Annotated in this window: 19 protein-coding genes; 10 read left to right on the top strand and 9 right to left on the bottom strand. The window is 59.7% G+C overall.

All coding sequences use genetic code 11. The features are described from left to right. Window positions 1-24: 24 nt before the first annotated feature. The gene (locus tag NW804_RS06355; protein ID WP_414423148.1) at window positions 25-2187 is read right to left on the bottom strand and encodes an NAD-binding protein; all 2163 of its coding nucleotides are present in this window, start codon (window positions 2185-2187) and stop codon (window positions 25-27) included. A 550-nt stretch (window positions 2188-2737) separates the two neighbouring features. Between NW804_RS06355 and NW804_RS06350 the strand changes: the two genes are divergently transcribed. Both NW804_RS06350 and dcd read left to right on the top strand, forming a co-directional pair. Then, complete coding sequence (locus NW804_RS06350; RefSeq protein WP_414423131.1) at window positions 2738-3385, top strand: cob(I)yrinic acid a,c-diamide adenosyltransferase; 648 nt, start codon at window positions 2738-2740, stop codon at window positions 3383-3385. A 28-nt stretch (window positions 3386-3413) separates the two neighbouring features. Further along, window positions 3414-4007, top strand: a complete 594-nt coding sequence (gene dcd / locus NW804_RS06345) for a dCTP deaminase (RefSeq protein ID WP_414395239.1) — start codon at window positions 3414-3416, stop codon at window positions 4005-4007. A 14-nt stretch (window positions 4008-4021) separates the two neighbouring features. Here the strand turns inward: dcd and accC are convergent, their stop codons facing one another. Further along, window positions 4022-5386 (bottom strand): acetyl-CoA carboxylase biotin carboxylase subunit, encoded by a 1365-nt coding sequence (gene accC / locus NW804_RS06340; protein WP_414420939.1) that lies wholly within the window; start codon window positions 5384-5386, stop codon window positions 4022-4024. A gap of 134 nt (window positions 5387-5520) precedes the next feature. Beyond that, entirely contained in the window at window positions 5521-5931 is a 411-nt protein-coding gene (locus NW804_RS06335) for an FHA domain-containing protein (protein ID WP_414395235.1), read from the bottom strand. A gap of 195 nt (window positions 5932-6126) precedes the next feature. On the opposite strand from NW804_RS06335, the gene NW804_RS06330 reads away from it, so the two are divergent. The 4 genes from NW804_RS06330 to NW804_RS06315 are packed head-to-tail and all read left to right on the top strand — an operon-like array spanning window position 6127 to window position 9414. Beyond that, complete coding sequence (locus tag NW804_RS06330; RefSeq protein ID WP_414423130.1) at window positions 6127-6543, top strand: rubredoxin; 417 nt, start codon at window positions 6127-6129, stop codon at window positions 6541-6543. A 4-nt stretch (window positions 6544-6547) separates the two neighbouring features. After that, complete coding sequence (locus tag NW804_RS06325) at window positions 6548-7537, top strand: photosynthesis system II assembly factor Ycf48 (RefSeq protein ID WP_414405768.1); 990 nt, start codon at window positions 6548-6550, stop codon at window positions 7535-7537. 13 nt (window positions 7538-7550) lie between these two features. Next, window positions 7551-8639 carry an undecaprenyldiphospho-muramoylpentapeptide beta-N-acetylglucosaminyltransferase gene (murG, locus tag NW804_RS06320; RefSeq protein WP_414423129.1) on the top strand — a complete coding sequence of 363 codons (1089 nt, stop codon included), beginning with the start codon at window positions 7551-7553 and terminating at the stop codon, window positions 8637-8639. A gap of 19 nt (window positions 8640-8658) precedes the next feature. Then, window positions 8659-9414, top strand: a complete 756-nt coding sequence (locus NW804_RS06315; protein WP_414423128.1) for an endonuclease III domain-containing protein — start codon at window positions 8659-8661, stop codon at window positions 9412-9414. On the opposite strand, the gene NW804_RS06310 is transcribed toward NW804_RS06315, so the two are convergent. The 5 genes from NW804_RS06310 to NW804_RS06290 form a co-directional block, all read right to left on the bottom strand. Then, window positions 9301-11229: a chloride channel protein gene (locus NW804_RS06310; protein WP_414423127.1), complete on the bottom strand. Its 1929-nt coding sequence runs from the start codon at window positions 11227-11229 to the stop codon at window positions 9301-9303. The genes NW804_RS06315 and NW804_RS06310 overlap by 114 nt on opposite strands. 7 nt (window positions 11230-11236) lie before the next feature. Then, entirely contained in the window at window positions 11237-12022 is a 786-nt protein-coding gene (gene map, locus NW804_RS06305; RefSeq protein ID WP_414395566.1) for a type I methionyl aminopeptidase, read from the bottom strand. 182 nt (window positions 12023-12204) lie between these two features. Then, the gene (locus NW804_RS06300; RefSeq protein WP_414405764.1) at window positions 12205-12720 is read right to left on the bottom strand and encodes a DUF2062 domain-containing protein; all 516 of its coding nucleotides are present in this window, start codon (window positions 12718-12720) and stop codon (window positions 12205-12207) included. Window positions 12721-12848: 128 nt separating this feature from the next. Next, window positions 12849-12986, bottom strand: coding sequence for a hypothetical protein (locus NW804_RS06295; protein ID WP_414410136.1), 138 nt, complete (start codon window positions 12984-12986; stop codon window positions 12849-12851). 6 nt (window positions 12987-12992) lie between these two features. Continuing rightward, the gene (locus NW804_RS06290) at window positions 12993-13478 is read right to left on the bottom strand and encodes a DUF4168 domain-containing protein (RefSeq protein ID WP_414410137.1); all 486 of its coding nucleotides are present in this window, start codon (window positions 13476-13478) and stop codon (window positions 12993-12995) included. A gap of 472 nt (window positions 13479-13950) precedes the next feature. On the opposite strand from NW804_RS06290, the gene NW804_RS06285 reads away from it, so the two are divergent. From NW804_RS06285 to NW804_RS06270, 4 genes are all read left to right on the top strand, one after another. After that, window positions 13951-14292 (top strand): DUF3155 domain-containing protein, encoded by a 342-nt coding sequence (locus NW804_RS06285; RefSeq protein WP_414405762.1) that lies wholly within the window; start codon window positions 13951-13953, stop codon window positions 14290-14292. Between the two features lie 336 nt (window positions 14293-14628). Then, window positions 14629-15756 (top strand): sugar phosphate nucleotidyltransferase, encoded by a 1128-nt coding sequence (locus NW804_RS06280; protein ID WP_414395220.1) that lies wholly within the window; start codon window positions 14629-14631, stop codon window positions 15754-15756. Then, window positions 15728-16480, top strand: a complete 753-nt coding sequence (locus tag NW804_RS06275; protein ID WP_414420944.1) for a GvpL/GvpF family gas vesicle protein — start codon at window positions 15728-15730, stop codon at window positions 16478-16480. The genes NW804_RS06280 and NW804_RS06275 overlap by 29 nt, the downstream gene beginning before the upstream one ends. A 140-nt stretch (window positions 16481-16620) precedes the next feature. Beyond that, on the top strand, window positions 16621-17214 hold the full coding sequence (locus NW804_RS06270; RefSeq protein WP_414423126.1) for a Uma2 family endonuclease: 594 nt from the start codon (window positions 16621-16623) through the stop codon (window positions 17212-17214). A gap of 72 nt (window positions 17215-17286) precedes the next feature. Here the strand turns inward: NW804_RS06270 and NW804_RS06265 are convergent, their stop codons facing one another. Continuing rightward, window positions 17287-18039 carry a DUF561 domain-containing protein gene (locus NW804_RS06265; RefSeq protein ID WP_414423125.1) on the bottom strand — a complete coding sequence of 251 codons (753 nt, stop codon included), beginning with the start codon at window positions 18037-18039 and terminating at the stop codon, window positions 17287-17289. Window positions 18040-18128 lie beyond the last annotated feature (89 nt).

Raw genomic sequence — 18128 nt, 5'->3', positions numbered from 1 at the left:
TTTCTATGCCCCTGACCTTGAGGCTCAGCCATGTAGCCGGCCTCGACACCTTGGGATCCGCTCGCTGGCCTGCACGTGGGCAAAGACCTGCACCTCGGTGCTCATTTTGCGAAGCTGGCGGGCCAACTTAATGGCCTTGTCGCGGGGGAGAGGGGGACTCACTACCGCCGGCAGACAGCGCAACAGTGGCTTCAGGGCCGTTTTAGGCAGCCGCGCATAAAACGCCAAGGTGGAGAGGATCTCGTCTTCAAAGTAGGGGTTGCGATATTCCAGGAGCCGCACTTGATAGAGCTCCGGCGGCAGGGGCCGCCCCTGGGCCAGGCGAATCAGGGATCCCACCGTCCCCATCACGTACAAGCGATCCCCCCGTTTCAACACAGTCTCCCCCTCTTTCTGCCAGATCTTGGGAAAAACACAGGGCCGGTCCGGTCGGGAGTGATGCAGCAGGATCGCCAGGTCGTAATCCTGGGCCAGTTGTCGCAAGGATAGCCCCAGGTAAGGGTCATGGGCCGAGACCTCCAGCAGCGTCACCAGCAGCGTTTCCCCCTCCCAAGTCAAGGTGCCGTAAACGGCTCCCGCCAGCGCTGCAGTAGCAAAAGCGCGCGCCCCCAGGGCGGTGGGGCTGTAGCTGATCCCCAGGGCCTGCAGATGCCGCTGCATTCGCGCCGCCACCTCGGCATCGGTAACCCGTAAAATGGTGCGGATGCCGGGGTGTAGGCTGTGGGCAGTTAGGGCAGTCTCGAGGTTGGTGAGATCGTCAGGAGTCGTGCAGATCAGGCAGCGGCTGCTTTGGATGCGGGCCTGTTGCAGGGTGCTTGCTAGAGCGTAGTTGCCCCGGATCACCACCGCCCCCTCCCGTTCTGCCGCCCCCAGCAGGGGATTGTCGGCGTCGGGCTCCACCGCCACCACCTCATAGCCCATCTGCCGCAACAACTGCAGCACCAAGTAGCTCAGCCGTCCCAACCCCGCAATCACCCCATGATCCCCTTTGGGCATATGGGCAGCTCGGCCCAAGCCGAAGCGGCTGCTTACCAACTTGTCGGTCACCAACCCATAGAGCAACCCCACCAGAGCAGCCCCCACCAAGGTCATGACCACCGCCACTACCTTCACTCCTAGGGGAGTCTCCGCCTGCTGAAAAGCCTCGATGTCGCCATACCCCCCCGTCAACACCACGATAGTTAGCAACAGAGCGTCGAAGACCGGCTTGCCGATCGCCCTGAAATTGATCACCCCTAGCACCAACATGGCCCCCAAGGTGAAGGCGAGGGTGCGCACGATAGGCTTGACCTGCAGCAGTCCTTGCAGGCTTCTGCGCAGCCAAGATAGGAGCCGGCTGAACGACTTGCCGCGCCGTCGTTGTCGTTTGTCTTGCACCTGTCCACTGGCCCAGCGTTGCGCCCGCGAAGAGCCGCGCCTTCCGTTGCGCTCCAACAGTTGCAGGTAGGCCCGGGGGTCACAGATAACCAAAATGCGATCCCCCTCCAGCAGCTTTGCTTCGTGGTCGAAGTCATCAAAAATCCGAGACTCGGAAAAGTTGGACAGCCCGTCCACCGGGTAGTGAAACAGCACCCGCGCCCGAAAGGTCTCCTCCAGTTCCGAGAGGGGCATGTGCAGCAGACGGGAGTTGTAGCCAATGGTCAGCTCCACCACGTTCCAGAGGGTGGTCTCTTGGGGGGCGCCAAAATAAAGCGGATCCGCCAGCTCCGGCGGCAGCGTGGCCGGCTGCGCCTCCAGCTGAGGCAGCTCGAAGTAGCCGACAAATTCGTCCGAGACAGCCTTGAGGGCAAAGGCCGGAGCCGCCAAGCCCGCAACCGACAGGGAAAAATGCTGCGGCAAAATCGAGTCCAGGTAGCGGGCAAGGCCAGTGTTAAACAGACGAGAGACAATGCGCGCCTGCGGGTTGAGATCTCGAATCAAGAGGGCCAGCTCGAAGTTGGCTTGGTCATTGTCCTCCAAAAGCAGCGCCACCTTGATCCGCTCAATCCCAGCCCGGCGCAACACCTCCGCCTGCTGGGGATCCCCCTCTAGGTATTGCCATTCCCCTTTCCGAGAAGGCGGCAGGCAGGGAGCCACCACCACTGCCCGCTGTCCAAACTCTTCCAGAATCTCGAGCGTCGACTCCGCTAAATCGTTGTAGCCACAGACCAGAATGGAAGCACCTGGGTTGCGGCCATTGTCCTGCAGTTGCCCAGCCAGCTCTTAGGAAAGGGAGTCCGCCATACCCTGTCACCTGCTCCGCTCCCTTTATACCCAGGACGGCAGGATCCCCCTCTTATCTGGCCGAGCTTGGGAAAGAGGCTGCTGCTAGTCCCGGCTCCCGACCAGAAAAAAAGGCAGCGCAAGCCCCGGCATTCATGGCAAGCACTCTGCGCCGCTGCCGCGAGGGGGATTAGGGCATGGCGTCCCCCACAGGCTCGTGGTATATCTGGCGCTGTGTAGCCCCCCAGCGAGTAGAAACCTAGCCGCTACAAGCCGTGAAAAAATCTCTATCCTCTAGAGCTGGGGAGAACGTCCAAGGAGAGCTGTAGGGGGTGTTTCATGGAATCTGTAGCCGACACTTGGTCCACTTCTAGGCTCTGCAGCCTAGCGGCCGTTGCTACCTCGGCAAGGGGTAGCGGAGCTTTGGTGCGGGTTATGGATGGCACTTCTAACTTGTAGTTCCGCCGCTGTAGGGTCTTGTCCTTTAGCCCACTCCCAAGATAAAACGGTGGTTCGCACTGCCTCCCTTAGCCGTATGCCTTCCCCCAAGGACGCTGTTTCTGTTGCCCCCGTCAAACAGCCTGCCGCCCAAGCCAGCTCTACCGCGGGCGACTCCTTTCTCCAAGGGTATGGAGCCTTTCCCGCCCACCTAATCCCCCAGGGATCGCTGCAGCTCTACACCCAGCCCGGCCGGGGCATGTTCACTCCTGTGATGGTCCAGGCCCTGCGCTTGGCTGGTCAGGGAACGCGGGTGTTGATTGTGCAATTCCTCAAAGGCGGGATTAAGCAAGGGCCGGAGAACCGGGTTTTGCTGGGCAGTTCCCTAGAGTGGGTTCGCTGCCGTCTACACCGCTGCATTGATACGCCGCATCTGGAGCCAGAGGAGCGCGTAGCTCTAGACGAGTTGTGGCAATTTACCCAGGAGGCCGTTAGGAGTGGCCGGTATGGCTTGGTGGTGCTGGATGAGCTGAGCTTGGCCATCAAGCTGGGCTTGATCCCGGAAGAACAGGTGCTGGATTTGGTCGATCAGCGGCCGGTCTGGATGGATATGATCATCACCGGGCCCGAAATGCCGGCTTCCCTTTTGGAACGCGCTGATCTCATCACCCAGCTACGCCCCCGGCAGGAGTCCTCGCGGGCTCTGGGCAGGCGCCGGGATCCCTCGCAAGTCAGTAGTCCCTAGTACCTTCTGGTCTTGCCGTCATCTAGCCATGCTAAAGAGCGACCGCTGGATCCGTGAGCAAGCGCAGCGGGGGATGATCGAGCCGTTTTGCCCCGAATTGGTGCGGGCCGTGGAGTGGAATGGACAAATGCGGCCTGTTTTGAGCTATGGGCTTTCCTCCTATGGCTACGACATTCGTCTTTCCCCCGTGGAGTTTAAGATCTTCCGCCATGTGCCTGGTACTGTGGTAGATCCCAAGCGGTTTAACCCCAAGAACCTCGAGCCGGTGGAGCTCCACCACGACGAGATGGGGGACTACTTCATCATCCCTGCCCATTCCTACGGGCTGGGGGTGTCCCTCGAGCGGCTGCAGGTGCCCGACAACATCACTGTCCTCTGCATCGGCAAGTCTTCCTACGCCCGGGTGGGGCTAATTGCCAACCTGACTCCAGCGGAAGCGGGGTGGCGCGGCTACCTGACGCTAGAGTTTTCCAACGCCTCCAGCGCTGACTGCCGGGTGTATGCCAACGAAGGGGTGGTACAGCTGCTGTTTTTTGAGGGGGATCCCTGTCAAATTACCTATGCCGACCGCCAAGGCAAGTACCAGGATCAGCCGCAGCGGGTGGTGGTGGCTAGGGTTTAGCTGTCTGCCCCAGTCTATCGTTCAGACTGGCCGCCCAGCAGGTGTTGGGCAATGAAATCCGTATGCACCTCACCCCGCAAAAAAGCCTCGTGGCGCAGGATCTGCTGGTGAAAAGGGATCGTGGTGGGCACGCCCGTGATGGCGCACTCTCCCAAAGCCCGCTGCATGCGGCGGATGGCCGCTGCTCGGTTGGGCCCCCAGACAATCAACTTGCCCAATAGCGAGTCGTAGTAAGGGGGAATGGTGTAGTCGGTGTAGATGTGGGAGTCCATGCGCACCCCTGGCCCACCGGGGGGCAAGTAGGCAGTGATGGTGCCTGTGCAAGGGCGAAACTGTTGCTTGGGATCCTCGGCATTGATGCGGCACTCAATGGCATGGCCTCGCAGTTGCACATCCTTCTGGCGAAAGGTGAGGGGCTGACCTTGGGCAATGCGAATTTGCTCGGCAATGAGATCCAGCCCCGTCACCATCTCGGTTACGGGGTGCTCTACCTGGATGCGGGTGTTCATCTCGATGAAGTAGAACTGGCCGTTTTTGTCTAGCAAAAACTCCACCGTGCCCGCTCCCACGTAGTTCACCGCCTTGGCTGCTTTCACTGCCGCAGCCCCCATGCGGGCGCGCAAGCTCGGGGTTAGAGCAGGGCTGGGGGCCTCCTCCAACAGCTTTTGGTGCCGCCGCTGGATAGAACAATCCCGCTCGTAGAGGTGCACCACATTGCCATGGCTGTCAGCCAAAATCTGAAACTCCACGTGGCGGGGGCGCTCGAGGTATTTCTCCAAATAGATGCCCCCATTGCCAAAGGCAGCCTGCGCCTCCCCCTGGGCGGTGCGCATCATCTTCCGCAATTCTTGGGGATCTCGGGCCACCCGCATACCCCGCCCCCCACCGCCGGCCGTGGCTTTGAGGATCACGGGGTAGCCGATTTTCTCAGCTAGCCGCAGCGCCTCCTCTTCAGAGGTGATCAACCCGCGGCTGCCGGGGACAGTCGGCACCCCCACCGCTTGCATGGTCTCCCGCGCGGTAGCCTTGTCACCCATCTTGCGCATGGCCTCTGGGGAAGGGCCAATGAAAATTAGGTTGTGGTCGGCACACATCTCGGCAAACTTGGCATTCTCCGCCAAGAAGCCGTAGCCCGGGTGAATGGCATTGGCCCCGCGGGTAAGGGCTGCCGAGATGATGTTGGGGATGTTGAGGTAACTTTTGGCCACAGGGGCTTCCCCGACACAGACTGCCTCATCCGCCAGTTGGACATGGAGCGAGTTCTGATCCGCAGTGGAGTAGACAGCCACTGTGCGGATCCCCATTTCCTGACAGGTGCGGATAATGCGCAGAGCAATCTCGCCCCGGTTGGCAATCAGGATCTTGGTGATGGGCGGCATAAACCCTGAGAGCCAGCAGCCTCAAGCCGACGGATACCACGATGCTAACGTACCCCAGAACGACGCCGGGCAAGAGGTTCTTGCGCCCCCCTACTTACCAATTGGGAGGTTGCTGCCCTGCCAGGCGTTCCATCTCACAGGCCGACGATCTGGGTATTTTCAAAGGTGGAGAGAATCCTGTCCAGATCGCAAGCCTGACGCAAATAGGTGGCGGTGGCGTCGCTGCCCAACTGGATTTCGTCTCCATCTTCGAGTTCTCGAAACTCTACCCGCTCCCCCCGAACGTAGAGGCCGTTAGTGCTGGGGTTGCCGTGGATGTCTCCGTCGATGATCTGGTAGGTAAACCCGTCGGGAGAGGTGGGAGATTCAGTCTTCACCAAAAGGGCGTGGTGGCGGGAGACGTACTGGGAGTCGATGCGAATGCTGTTGCTTGGATCCCGCCCCAGGGAATAGAGCTCAGCTGTCAGCCAGTAAGCCTTAGGCCCTTGGCGATCTTTGACGATGAGCAGGTGATTGAGAGTAAGTTGACGAGGGGACGGAGTCATGGGGGAACAACCACTGGCATAACACGAAACGTAGCACGGGATCCCCGGCTAGGATCCCCTGACCGGTTGGGGGGCAACGCCAGCTCCCCAGCGGGCTAGACGTGTACAAAAGCATTGCGGAGAAAGCAAGTAGATTTTTGTAACAGATCCTCTCATAATAGGATCGAGCAACGCAGACCCTTCCTCAATCAATCCATGAATGGCGCCCCCTCGCCTCTTGTCGACCCGTCCAAAGCCACCAAGGCACCCAAGCTAATCGAGCTGCCGGAGGATGAAACCGAGGCTCAGCTTGGCGATCCCCAGAGCCTGCAGCGGTACGAATGCCGCGCTTGTGGCTATGTCTACGAGCCAACCCAGGGGGATCAGCTCAATCGCATCCCGGCAGGCGTGCCCTTTGAGGAGCTGCCCCCTACCTGGAGATGTCCAGTGTGCCGAGCCGATAAGCGCCTGTTCCAAGCGGTGGGCGCCAAGGGCAAGCCTTCCGGCTTTCAGGAAAACCTGCGCTACGGTTTTGGGGTTAACGTGATGACCCCTGCGCAAAAAAACCTCCTCATCTTCCTGGGGTTGGCGCTGGGGTTTCTGTTTTTGATGAGTTTTTATTTCGTCGAGTAACAAAATGGTGAAGCTCCTGAGACTAGTGCTGTTGGCTGCCTTCTCGCTCCTGCTGATGGCAGCGGGAATGCCAGAGATGAAGGTGGTGCCCTGGGAACAGGTGGAGGTGCCCACCCAGAGCATCCTGCTGGATATTGCCTTCACCGGCACTAACCCTTCTCATGGCTGGCTGGTGGGCGACAAGGCGACCCTGCTGGAGTCCCAGGATGGCGGTCTGCACTGGCAAGTGCGCCAGTTGTCGGCTCTAGAGCCCGAGGCTTACTTGAGATCGATTAGCTTTGCCGGGGCAGAAGGGTGGGTAGTGGGGCAGCCGAAGATCCTGCTGCACACCTTGAATGAGGGAGCGGACTGGACGTTGATTCGCCTTAGCAAGCAACTGCCAGGAGAGCCCCTCTTGATCCACGCCCTCGGCCCTGGCGCTGCCGAAATGGTAACCAATGTGGGAGCCATCTACCGCACAGAAGATGGGGGACAGACCTGGCACGCCCAGGTGGAGGAGCCGATTGGGGCAATCAAAAACATTGCCCGCGGTCCTGGAGGGGAGTACCTAGCCGTTTCCTCGCGCGGCAGCTTCTACTTTTTGTACACGCCTGCAACCCAAGCTTGGAAGCCCTATCTGCGGGAGAGCTCTCGCCGCATCCAGAACATGGGCTTTGGCCCCAACGGCAGTGCCTGGAAACTGAATCAGGGGGCAGAAATTGCCTTTACCGACGACTTTACCTCTGGCAAATGGTCTAAGCCTCTGCGACCTGGGCGAGCCCTTAGCTTTGGCTATCTCGATGCAGCCTACCAAAACGACCACGATCTCTGGGTGGTGGGGGGCGGCGGCACGCTGATCCACAGCCCTGATGGCGGCAAAACCTGGGAGGAGGCCAAAAAGTTGAGCAGCATTCCCGCCAATTTCTACAGCATCGAGTTTTTCGGCCCCGACCGAGGGTTTATCCTGGGGCAGCGAGGCACGCTTCTGCGCTACGTCGGCTACGGCAGCTCCTGATCCCAGGGCAAGGGTGAAGAGAACCGGCAGGGATCCCGCTTCCCCACCGCGGCTGCTGGTGGCAGCCAGTGGCACCGGAGGTCACATCTTTCCAGCCCTAGCTGTTGCTGAGCAGTTGCCCACCTGGCAGATCGAATGGCTGGGAGTGCCGCAGCGGCTGGAGGAGAAACTGGTGCCAGAGTGCTACCCGCTGCATCGGGTCACCATGTCGGGCTGGCAGGGATCCCCTCTGCAGAAGCTGGGCTCCCTAATCCAGTTGGCCCGAGCAACGCGGCAGGTGCAGCAGATCCTCCGGGAGGGACGGTTTGACGCTGTGTTGACCACCGGCGGCTACATCGCTGCCCCGGCCATCTTGGCAGCTCGCTCGCTGGGAGTGCCGGTGCTGCTGCACGAGTCTAACCGTATCCCGGGCAAGGTAACCCGCTGGCTGGGAAGGTTTTGCCAGGTAGTAGCCTTGGGCCTGGCGGAAGCAGCGGAGCATTTGCCAGGAGTAGCTACCCGGGTGGTGGGCACGCCGGTGCGGCCAGAGTTCTATCAGCCTCAGCCCTTGCCTGCAGATCTGCCCATTCCAGAGGGGGATCCTTTGATTGTGGTGATGGGGGGGAGCCAGGGAGCGCAGGGCCTGAACCGCCTGGTGGCCGCCTGTGCCCCAGCCTGGTTGGAGGCAGGGGCCTGGATTGTGCATTTGACCGGCGGCAGTGAGGTCGGGATCCCTTCCCACCCCCGCTACCGCGCTTTTCCTTTTCGCACCGATGTGGCCGCTCTGCTGCAGCGGGCAACTTTTGCCATCAGCCGAGCTGGCGCCCTCAGCCTGGCAGAGTTGTGGGCCACCGCCACCCCCGCCATCTTGATCCCCTATCCGTTTGCCGCCGAAGACCATCAGTATCACAACGCCCTGGCTTTTGTGGAGCGGGGTGGAGGAGTGGTCCTGCGAGAGTCTGAAGAGAATTTGGACTTGCTGCGGCAAACGGCGCTGAGCTGGCTGGCTGAGCCCCAGGTGGTTGCCCAAATGGCCGCTAACTTGAAGGCGACAGCTCCTCCCCCTGCCAGCAAGGCAGTTGCCGGCCTGCTTCAGGAGATCTGCCGAGCTTCCGCCCGTTAACTTTCCCAGGAGGCCAGCCGTGGTACAGCCGAGATGGGATCGGGACCCTTTTGCCGCAGCCGTCGACACCTCAGCCCGGCTGGAGCCTCGTCCTCCCAACACCATCGCGGTGGAATTGCTGTTGGCGCGCCTGGAACAGTGCTTTGGCGTCCCCCAACGTCCTTGCAGCCCCGACGGCCTGCCTCTCTATCCCGACCTCTTGGACGAATTGGTGGGCACAATCCTCTCCCAAAACACCACCGACCACAACAGCAGCCGCGCCTTTCGCGCCCTCAAAGCCGCTTTTCCCTCCTGGGAAGCTGTCTTGGCTGCCAACCCGGCCGAGGTGGCCCAGGTGATCCGTCCTGGCGGCCTGGCCCAACTCAAAGCAGCCCGCATTCGGGAGATTCTGGCTGCCATTGTCCAGCGCCAGGGATCCCTGAGCCTCGACTTTTTGCGGGATCTCGACGACGCGGACGCTCTGGCCTATCTCCTCTCCCTGAAGGGGGTGGGACTGAAGACAGCCGCCTGTGTGCTGTTGTTTGGCCTGGGCCGAGATCTCTGCCCGGTGGATACCCATGTGCATCGGGTGGCCAACCGTCTTGGCTTGGTGCGAACCAGACATCCCGACGACACCTTTGCCCAACTGTCGCCGCGGATCCCGGCAGGCAAGGCTTATTCCCTACACGTCAACCTCATCCGGCTGGGCAAGCGCATCTGTAAGGCGCGCCTGCCCGACTGCGGTCGCTGCCCCCTGCACCACGAATGCCCCTCCGCCCTGCTGCGGCAGCGCTGATCCCTTCTCTGCCGGCCTAGGGGAAGAAGGGATCCCGTTTTCGCTCCCCTCTGAGGCAGGAACTTCCGGCTCGAGGACTTGCCGCACAGATTCAATCTCTTGGGAGAGCAACACCCGCTCCCGATCCAAGAGGCCAACCACATGCTCCGGATCCTCCCGCGAGACTACCGGCAACTGGCGCAGATCGTACTCGTACATCGGCTCGGCAGCCACCGCCACCGCCTCGTCGGGGAAAGTGGTGAGCACAGGCGACTGGCTGACCTGCTCTACCGTCAGTTCGGCCACTTCCCCGGCTCCCCTATGGGCTAAGGCCCGCTCGAGGTCTTCCAGGGTGAGGATGCCCCGCAGCCGATCTTGCCTGTCCACCACCAAAGCGCTGTGGCACTTTTGCTGCAGCAAACGCTCCAGGGCCTCTCGCAGAGGCGTATCCTGTTGCAGCAGCAGAGAAGGAGGCACCATGACCTCTTGAACTGTTAGGCCCTTGGGCTCCTGCCTGCGGCGGGCGGAAGGGTAAACGGCTGGCGGGTGCAAATGCTCCGTTAGCCAAATGCTCAAGCCCACCGCCGCCATCACCGGCAGGGCAATGTGGTAGTCCCGCGTCATCTCAAACAGCAGCAGAATTGCCGTCAGGGGAGCCCGCACGCTGGCTGCCAGTACCGCCCCCATGCCCACCATGGCGTAGGCGGCAGGGGGAGAGAGGGCAAAAGCAGGCAAAACCCTTCCCACCACCTGGCCATAGCCTGCCCCCAACACCGCCCCCAGGAACAGGGCCGGGGCAAAGGTGCCCCCGACAAAGCCGCTGCCCAAGCTCACCGCGCTGAGGAATACCTTGCCCAACAACAGCAAGCCCAACTGGCCAAGGGAAAAGGGCACCCCTTGCAAGATCGACTCAATGGTCTCGTAGCCCACCCCCAGCGCTAACGGGATCCAGAGGCCAACACCGCCGAGGATAGCACCGCCCAGAATGGGCTTGCTCCAGGTTGGCCAGGCCGCCATGCGGCTAAATAGCTGCTTGCCCCCCTCCAGGGCATAGCTAAAGGCCAGGGAGACCAAGCTGGCCAAAAAGCCCAAGCCCAAATAAAGCGGCACCTCCAGCAGACTGTGAAGCTCGTAGGCAGGCAAGACAAAAGCCGGCTGCGTAATGGTTGGCAGCAGGAAGGCCGGCTGCGCTCCCAGCCCCACTTGAGCAATTAGAGCGGAGACCACTGCCGCCAGAACCACCACGCTGACCGCAGAGGTGGTAAAGGAGCGGGCCAGGGCCAGCTCCAAGGCCAAGAACACCCCCGCAATCGGTGCGTTAAACCCCGCCGCCAAGCCCGCTGCCGCCCCGGCAGCCATCAATAGCTGCACCCGCTCCCGCGCAAGACGGAGGTTCTGCCCTACCAGGGATCCCAGCAGGGCGCCGCTTTCCACACTAGGAGCCTCCGGACCCAGAGAGGCTCCCGCCCCCAAGGAGATGGCAGCGGCCACGAGCTTAAGAGGGATCCAGCTTGGCCGAGGGAGGAAGGCTCGGCTAGGACTTACCAAGCTGGAGAGGCTGAAGTTGGGAAGAGGCAGAGCCACCTTCAGCACGCCAATCAAGAGGCCTCCCAAGAGCGGTGCCAAAGCCGGCACCCAGGATCCCAACTGCTCCAGGCCATAGGGTTGGACAGCCTTGGCAAGGTTGCCGAGCAGAAGCTCTTGGAAGAGATGGCGACACCAGCCAATCAAATAGCGAAACCCAACCACCCCTAGGCCCGTGCCCAGGCCCACGGCTGCTGCCAACAGCAGCACCAGATTCTCAGAGGAGAGGCGCAGGCGGGGATCCGCACTCATAGGGAGCCTAACTGGAGGAAGGCAACGTCAGGATCTCCACGCCGGTTTCAGTGACAGCAACAGTATGCTCAAACTGGGCAGAAAGCTTGCCGTCTGCCGTCACCACTGTCCACCCGTCGGAGAGCACCCTCACCTCCCAAGTGCCCTCGTTGATCATTGGCTCAATGGTAAACACCATGCCCGGGCGGAGCTTTTCCCCCTTTCCTCGCTCGCCGTAGTGAGGGATCTGGGGGGCGGTGTGGAACTGCCGTCCCACCCCGTGGCCGACAAAGTCCCGCACCACGCTGTAGCCCTGGGACTCGGCGTACTCCTGGATGGCTGCTCCAATGTCCCCCACGCGGCCCCCGGGTCTTACCGCAGCAATGCCCCGCCGCAGGCATTCTTCGGCCACCTCCACCAGGCGCCGGGCTCGCTCGGAGGGCTTGCCCACAAAGAAGGTTTTGGAGGCATCGCCGTGGTAGCCATCCAAAACGGGAGTGACATCGATATTAATAATGTCCCCTTCGCGCAGGATTTGCTTGGGGCTAGGAATGCCGTGGCAGACAACGTGGTTGACACTGGTGCAGATGGACTTGGGAAAGCCGTGGTAGCCCAGTGGGGCGCTTCTAGCACCCTGGGCCCGCGTCCAGCGCTCGGCCTCGTCGTTGAGCTCTTGCGTGGTTACTCCCGGCTGCACCATCGGCTCCAGGTGCTTGAGCAAATCCGCCGCCAGGCGGCAGGCCCGCCGCATCTTCTCCAGCTCCCGCGGCGAGAGCAATACAATTGGCTGTGCAGCTTGGGCAAGCTGGCTCATGCCTGTCTGGAGGGCAGATCCCAACTGTTGCCTCCAGCGCTGAGAGCGGCGGCCCAGGTTGGTTAACAGCGACCGCATATCTTCCATCGTCAAACCCTTCCCTTCTCTAACACTCCCTCAATTCCTAGGCTGGGACAGGCAGGGATCTCTGCCTGACTTAGCATTGACCGCCTTCTAGCCCCTCACAGACTCTGCCCCCATCGGCTTATTCTCCGCCGCTGGCGGATCCGGCGTACCAGCCACAGCCCAAGAAAATAGCTGGCCAAAGCTCCCCAAAACCCAACAAAGGCGCAGCCAACAAAAAGCGTGCCCGACACCTCCAGGCCCCACTGCATCCAGTTTTGGGGTGCCGCCAGTTCCGCAGGGGCAAAGGCCGTCGTGGATCCCAGTAGCCATTGCCCAACCCGGTAGTTAAACGCATAGATGGGCACATAGGTAAGAGGGTTGCTCACCCAGGTTCCTGCAGCCGCTACCAGCTTGTTGCCCCGCAGGGGAACTGCCAGCAGCAGGGCAGCTAGGGTTTGGAAGCCGAAGATGGGAAAACAACCGGCAAAGACCCCTGCCGCCAGGCCCCGGGCAATTTCTTCGGGAGAAGATTGCATCCGCAGCAGGCGCAAATACAGGTAGCGCAACCAGCGCCTCCAGCCCGCCTCTTGGCGGGGCAAAGTCAGCCTAGGGGGAGATTCCAGATAGGGCATGGCGGATCCCGCTGAACTGGCAAACCAAAAAGGGGGGCTCATGGACAGTCACTGAGAAAAGGTGTTAAGCCTTGTAAATCCAGTGTATCTTTCCCAGTGCCCAAGACAAAAGGCTCTTGGAGAGTCTGCTAGCTGAGCTTGCTCACCAAAGCCAGGAGGAAGTTAAGGCTTAAGTAGGAAACCAGCACCAACAAAAAGAAAAACAGGGCAAGGTTCAACGCAGCTCGCAGGGATCCCAAGTTAGGCTTTTCAGGCGGAGGGGTCATGTCAGCTTAAGGTGTAGGGGTTGGTGTAGCTGCTTGGGGGGAAGCTGAGGATCTTTTTTGTTGGAGGAGCTCTTGCAGGCGCACCCGCACTCGCTGATTTAGGGTGGGATCCTCGTTGGCCAAGGTCATCAGCTCACGGTATTTGGCCACCGTCAGCCCCTGCTTCTCGACAATGCGGCTGGCCTGGGCCTCAGTACGCTGCATAATCTTCTCATACTCAGCTTCGTTTTGGGTTTCTCGCAGCTGGGCGCTAGCTTCGCGAATCAGAGGATCCAGCTCCAACAAAATGCGCGCCAACTGCTCCACCTGCGCGTCAGTGACCTGAGCTGCAGTCAAAGAGGGAGAAACCTGCGGGCTGGGAGCCGCTCCTCTAGCCGGGGTAGCTGTTGCAGTAGGACTGGGGATCGGGGTAGAGCCTTTGGATCCCTGGGCCCAAACGGTCAGGGCACCAAAGCTGAGTCCCAAACCCACTAGAAACGTCAATTTCCTCATGGCCAAAATTCCTTAGTAGACCGAAGACAGCCCGAAACCCTACTGGCACAGTCCTGCCTGGAGACAGGGTAGCAGGAGGTTTGGTCTCTGCACTAAGGGTTTAGCGCAAGGCAGGAGACCTGGACTAGTATCTTGTATAAAGTAGGGGATTGGTTGTAGAATCGTGAGGAAGTCCGCCAAGGATTACTCCTTTCGGCGAAGCTAGGTTTGCCGGTCTACAGTCAGCTGCTCCCCTTCTAAGCTGGGGAGTTGCCCATAGTGGGGCTTGGCTATTTGCTCTGCTGGGGTTGTTCTTTGCATTTTAGGGCTCTTGGGCAGCAATGAAGGTAGGTTGCTGTACAAGACCTCTTAGTGCAAGCTTTTTGCCTCTGCAAAAGATGACGGCAAAAAACGGCGAGGACTATTGATTTTCTTAAGCAATCTTGATATATTCTTTGCGACTGTTTCGTAATCTTTCTGTGGGAGGCTTACATTGGTCAGGAAAAGAAAGCGTAAGAGCCGCCGCCGCTTGGAAGGGCGCAAAATTTTAGATCTTGTTCCTCAGTATAAGCTAGACAGTGGTGAAGAAAAGTCTGTTACTGCGGCTCGAAGGTACATTCAGGAAAACTCTATTCAGCCGCCAGCGCTTATCTTGGTTCGACGAAATGAACATACCGTTGACCGCTTCTTTTGGGCAGAGAAAGGACTATTTGGTGCCCAGTACGTTGAAGAAAATCACTTCCTTTTTCCCAGCTTGCGCTCTCTCTTAGCAAAAGTTGCAGCGGAGAAACCAGAGAGGAAGTCTTCTAAAGCTCTAGCCGCTGCCCCTCAGTAGCCTCTCTAGAAGCTGAGATCCCCCTTTTGGGGGGTTTGTTTTTCAGATCCCTTCTGTTCCTGGCCTGGCAAGCTCTCAAGGTTCTGCAGCGTTAACCTTTTTTGCGGCAGGGCAGCCAAGTGTTTTCTTGATTGAGCTAGCAGTAGACCTTTGCCCAACTAACTTTGAAGATCTGGGCGGCTACGGTGGGGCTGCTCGGCAGAGCTGACAACCTTGAGCTGGAGCGCCGTCTCATTGTGAGAATAGGAGCTAGAGGGCTAGTCTCGCCTCTCACCTAGAAAGCCAATCCTGGGGTAGTAAAGTCAGAACACGGGAACCCGGAGGAGGGACAAAGGCATGAAAGCCATGATCCTGGCAGCCGGCAAGGGAACGCGGGTACGGCCCATTACCTACATGATGCCGAAGCCGATGATTCCCATTTTGCACAAGCCTGTCATGGAGTTTTTGGTGGAGCTGCTGCGGGAACATGGCTTTGACCAGATCATGATTAACACTAGCCACCTCGCCCACCAAATTGAGGACTACTTCCGGGATGGCCAGCAGTGGGGAGTACACATTGGCTTTTCCTTCGAGGGCCATTTTGAGAACGGCCAGCCGGTAGCCGAGCCCCTGGGATCTGCTGGCGGTATGCGCAAGATCCAGGATTTCTCCGGCTTTTTCGACAGCACCTTCGTGGTGCTCTGCGGCGATGCCTTGATTGACCTCAACCTAACTGAGGTGGTCAATTTCCACAAGTCTAAGGGGGCGCTGGCCACGGTAGTGCTGCGGGAGGTGGATCCCAGCCAGGTCTCCAGCTATGGGGTGGTGGTTACTGATGAAACGGGTCGGGTTACGGCTTTCCAGGAAAAGCCAAGGCGAGAAGAGGCCCTTAGCAACACCATCAACACAGGCATCTATGTCTTTGAGCCGGAGGTGTTTGACTATATTCCCCCTGGCCGTCCCTACGACATTGGCGGCGATCTCTTCCCTACTTTGGTCAAAGTCGGCGCCCCCTTCTACGGCGTCAAGGCTGACTTCCAATGGGTGGACATTGGCCGTACCCACGATTACTGGCTGGCTGTGCAAAAGGTGCTGCGCGGGGAGATCAAGGGCGTCAAGGTACCGGGGATCCAGATTCGGCCCGGCGTCTGGACAGGGATCAACATCCGTGCCAACTGGGATCGCATCCACATCGAGCCGCCAGTCTACATCGGGGCCAGCACCTACCTGGCAGACGGGGTAAAGCTCATCGGCCCCACGGCCATTGGCTACGGCTGTGTCTTAAACGAGGGGTGTACGCTGGATGCCAGCCTCATCTTCAACTACACCCAAATTGCTGCAGGGGTAACCCTGCGCCACCAGATGGTGATGGGCCGCTACTGCATTTCCTCAGACGGCAATGCCATCGACACGGAGGAGTCCAACCTTACCTGGCTCATTGGAGATGCCCGCAGCCATGGCAACGGCAAGTCCCAACCCCGCTAGCGCCCTCTACCTCTACGGGATCGTTGCCGCCCCTGGCCCGCGCCACCTGAATGTAGTCGGCTTGGACGGGCAGCCGGTGCGGGTTCACGTGCTCGGATCCCTGGCCTTCCTCTATTCCCAAACCTGCCAGGAGCGTTACCTGGCTAGCCGGGCCAACCTGCTGGCTCATGAGGCCGTTTTGGAAAGCGTCATGAATGAGGGCCATCGCACCCTACTGCCACTGCAGTTTGGCCTAGTAGTGAGCAGTTGGGATCAGGTGGAGCAGGATCTGGTCAAGCCACGCCTGGCCGAGCTCTTGGCCTTGCTGCAGCGCCTAGAGGGCAAGCGGGAGGTGGGGGTAAAAGTCTTCTGGGATCCCGAGCGAGAGCTCCAGTTGGGGTTAGAAGAAAACCCCGCCCTGAAAGCCCGCCGCGACGAGCTGGCTGGCACTCCGCTGGGACTGGAGGCCGTCGTGGAAATGGGACGGGCTTTGGAGCAACTTTTGGAGCAGCGACGCCAGCATATTGCCCACACCTTCACGGCTGCCCTTGCTCCCCTTGCCAGCGATTGTGTGGAAGGAAAGCTGCTTACCGAGAACATGGCCTACAACAGCGCTTTTCTCATTAACTGGGAAGATGAGCCGGCTTTTGCCCAAAAAGTGGAGGAGCTGGATCAAGCTTTTCAGGGACGGCTGCGCATCCGCTACAACAATTTCACTGCTCCCTACAATTTCGTCAAGCTTTGACCGGCCTGTATTCCTCCCCAGGATTGATAACATGGGCTTGCAATTTAGGGCGGAGCCATTTCAGGCCAGATTCATATCGGCATCTGGGGAAGGCTATTCAACATCGTTGCCCAGAGTGATCACTCCCAAGGAGTCTTTCGATGGCCGCAGTAACCGAAGCCAAAAAAGAAGTCCAACAGGAAAAAAAGATTTGGGCTGATGAGGAACTCATGGCGCTGCCTAAAGATGGGCACCGCTATGAGGTTGTCAATGGAAAACTGGTAGACATGGGAAGTGCAGGGGCACTGCATGGAAATCTTACTATCACTCTAAGTTCAGCTCTTTTTGCAGTTGTCAAGGCCAAGAAGCTAGGCGCCCTGTTCGATTCCAGCACCGCTTTCAGGATGAGGAGTGGAAATCTGCGATCGCCCGATATTTCCTTCTTTGCCAGGGAACGCTTACAAGGGATGGCCGAGCTGCCCACTGGCTTTTTGGAAGGAGCTCCGGATCTGGCCGTTGAAGTGCTATCTCCTAGCAACACCGTAGAGGAAATCGAGGGGAAAATTGCCGACTATTTCGAGAACGGTGCCCGCTTGGTCTGGGTCATCAGCCCAACTCAGCGCTACGTGTTGGTCTATCGCTCTGCTCACGAGCCAGATCGCCTGCTAAAGTCCGCAGATATCCTCGATGGGGAGGAGGTGATCCCTGGCTTCCAGTTGCCGCTTGCCGAGCTCTTCCAGAAGCTGTCTTTCTAGCCTGCCCTTAGATTGTCCCAAAATTAAGAGGTGGCGATGGCCACCCCAAGAAAAAGACTTTCCCAGCCAATGTCAAACCAGCGCCGGCACCCGCGCGCCAGCCAGAGCCTCCTTGAGCGCCCGCACCTGGGCCACCATGGCTACCTCGTCCTGGAGGCGGCTGACAGCTTTGCCCACCCCCACCGCCGAGGCCCCAGCAGCGATGGCTAGAGGTACCGTTACCGTCGAGAGGCCGGAGGCGCAGATGACCGGCACGGAAAGTACTCGGCTAATCTCATAGGTGGCAGCTAGGGTGGGGGCAGCTTTCTCAATGAGGCCCAGGGATCCGCTATGGCGCGGCTCAGCGCTGGTGCTGCCCTCGGTTTGGATGAAGTCAGCCCCCAGGTCTTCCAGTTTCTCCGCCAGCTCCGCCTGCTGATCCAAAGGCAGCGTGTGGGGAACGGTTACCGATAGAAGGGTGCGCGGCAGGAGGGAGCGGGTTTGGCGAGTGAGCTCCAAAACCTCTTCTGCGGAGAAGACGCGGCCTGAGGGGTAAAAGCTGTCATAGTTGCCAATTTCGGCCATGTCAGCCCCTGCTTGCACCGCAACAGCCAACTGCTGCGGATTCACTGCCGACACGCAGATGGGCAGATCTACTTGAGCCCGCACCGCCTGCACCAACTCGGGACTGGCAGCAATATCTACCCAGGTGGCCCCTCCCTGCTGGGCAGCACGGGCAATTTTCAGCACGGACTCCAGGTCAAAGTTCTGCAGGCCGCTGATGATCTTGAGGGCACGGCGCTGGGCAAGAGCGTCAAAAAGAGCAGCTTGAGAGGCAGGTGTCATAGAAGCGTCAGGTCAGTTTGTCCAAAGAGACAGAATGGAGAGAGAGCCAAGGAGCCGCTGTCTAGCCACTAGTGTAGGGGTTTTGTCTT

The sequence above is a fragment of the Synechococcus sp. WC10meta genome, assembly GCF_047461475.1.
Note: the sequence above shows the minus strand (reverse complement) of the source record. Positions and strands in the feature narration are given on the sequence as shown.

Bases quoted from the DNA above. Each gene is read 5' to 3' on its own strand.
- NW804_RS06350 (WP_414423131.1), top strand. From the start codon at position 2,738: ATGCCTTCCCCCAAGGACGCTGTTTCTGTTGCCCCCGTCAAACAGCCT.
- dcd (WP_414395239.1), top strand. From the start codon at position 3,414: ATGCTAAAGAGCGACCGCTGGATCCGTGAGCAAGCGCAGCGGGGGATG.
- accC (WP_414420939.1), bottom strand. From the start codon at position 5,386: ATGCCGCCCATCACCAAGATCCTGATTGCCAACCGGGGCGAGATTGCT.
- NW804_RS06335 (WP_414395235.1), bottom strand. From the start codon at position 5,931: ATGACTCCGTCCCCTCGTCAACTTACTCTCAATCACCTGCTCATCGTC.
- NW804_RS06330 (WP_414423130.1), top strand. From the start codon at position 6,127: ATGAATGGCGCCCCCTCGCCTCTTGTCGACCCGTCCAAAGCCACCAAG.
- NW804_RS06325 (WP_414405768.1), top strand. From the start codon at position 6,548: ATGGTGAAGCTCCTGAGACTAGTGCTGTTGGCTGCCTTCTCGCTCCTG.
- NW804_RS06310 (WP_414423127.1), bottom strand. From the start codon at position 11,229: ATGAGTGCGGATCCCCGCCTGCGCCTCTCCTCTGAGAATCTGGTGCTG.
- map (WP_414395566.1), bottom strand. From the start codon at position 12,022: ATGAGCCAGCTTGCCCAAGCTGCACAGCCAATTGTATTGCTCTCGCCG.
- NW804_RS06300 (WP_414405764.1), bottom strand. From the start codon at position 12,720: ATGCCCTATCTGGAATCTCCCCCTAGGCTGACTTTGCCCCGCCAAGAG.
- NW804_RS06295 (WP_414410136.1), bottom strand. From the start codon at position 12,986: ATGACCCCTCCGCCTGAAAAGCCTAACTTGGGATCCCTGCGAGCTGCG.
- NW804_RS06290 (WP_414410137.1), bottom strand. From the start codon at position 13,478: ATGAGGAAATTGACGTTTCTAGTGGGTTTGGGACTCAGCTTTGGTGCC.
- NW804_RS06280 (WP_414395220.1), top strand. From the start codon at position 14,629: ATGAAAGCCATGATCCTGGCAGCCGGCAAGGGAACGCGGGTACGGCCC.
- NW804_RS06275 (WP_414420944.1), top strand. From the start codon at position 15,728: ATGGCAACGGCAAGTCCCAACCCCGCTAGCGCCCTCTACCTCTACGGG.
- NW804_RS06270 (WP_414423126.1), top strand. From the start codon at position 16,621: ATGGCCGCAGTAACCGAAGCCAAAAAAGAAGTCCAACAGGAAAAAAAG.
- NW804_RS06265 (WP_414423125.1), bottom strand. From the start codon at position 18,039: ATGACACCTGCCTCTCAAGCTGCTCTTTTTGACGCTCTTGCCCAGCGC.